The sequence below is a fragment of the Paenibacillus curdlanolyticus YK9 genome, from assembly GCF_000179615.1.
In the GTDB taxonomy this organism is placed as follows: domain Bacteria; phylum Bacillota; class Bacilli; order Paenibacillales; family Paenibacillaceae; genus Paenibacillus_T; species Paenibacillus_T curdlanolyticus.
The window spans coordinates 1-692 of the sequence record NZ_AEDD01000035.1 but is presented as its reverse complement, the minus strand read 5'-3'; the positions used below and the strand labels follow the sequence as shown (position 1 = coordinate 692).

The 692-nt window shown below is 48.1% G+C and carries 2 protein-coding genes; both read left to right on the top strand.

The annotated features are described in order from the left end of the window. The coding region (locus PAECUDRAFT_RS26550; protein WP_006040816.1) for a hypothetical protein at positions 1 to 197 on the top strand (197 nt) is incomplete at its 5' end. An 88-nt stretch (positions 198 to 285) separates the two neighbouring features. Then, positions 286 to 489, top strand: coding sequence for a hypothetical protein (locus PAECUDRAFT_RS25480; RefSeq protein WP_006038148.1), 204 nt, complete (start codon positions 286 to 288; stop codon positions 487 to 489). The last annotated feature ends 203 nt before the right edge of the window (positions 490 to 692 follow it).

Genomic DNA, 692 nt, shown 5'->3' with positions numbered 1-692 from the left:
GCCCAGCTAACAGCCATTCCGCAGGTACCGCTTATGGAGATTCCGGTTGCACGTCCGCTCGCGATTGCCATCCTTACGTCCCGTTCTGGGGAGGCAACTCATCGTACACGCAAATCTATGACAAATGTGTAACGGATGTAGGTAACAACCCGGTAGGTGACTACTACCGTGAGACTAGCTATAGCGGCTGCTGCTAATCGCTGAAGTTGTTGAAAGATTAGGCGCTACAGCATACATCGCTTAAAAAAACTAAAAATTCAAAAAAATTATTGGAGGTTATTCACTATGTCATGCCCAGCTAACAGCCATTCCGCAGGTACCGCTTATGGAGATTCCGGTTGCACGTCCGCTCGCGATTGCCATCCTTACGTCCCGTTCTGGGGAGGCAACTCATCGTACACGCAAATCTATGACAAATGTGTAACGGATGTAGGTAACAACCCGGTAGGTGACTACTACCGTGAGACTAGCTATAGCGGCTGCTGCTAATCGCTGAAGTTGTTGAAAGATTAGACGCTACAGCATACATCGCTTAAAAAAACTAAAAATTCAAAAAATTATTGGAGGTCATTTATTATGTCATGCCCAGCTAACAGCCATTCCGCAGGTACCGCTTATGGAGATTCCGGTTGCACGTCCGCTCGCGATTGCCATCCTTACGTCCCGTTCTGGGGAGGCAACTCCTCGTACAC

Bases quoted from the DNA above. Each gene is read 5' to 3' on its own strand.
- PAECUDRAFT_RS25480 (WP_006038148.1), top strand. From the start codon at position 286: ATGTCATGCCCAGCTAACAGCCATTCCGCAGGTACCGCTTATGGAGAT.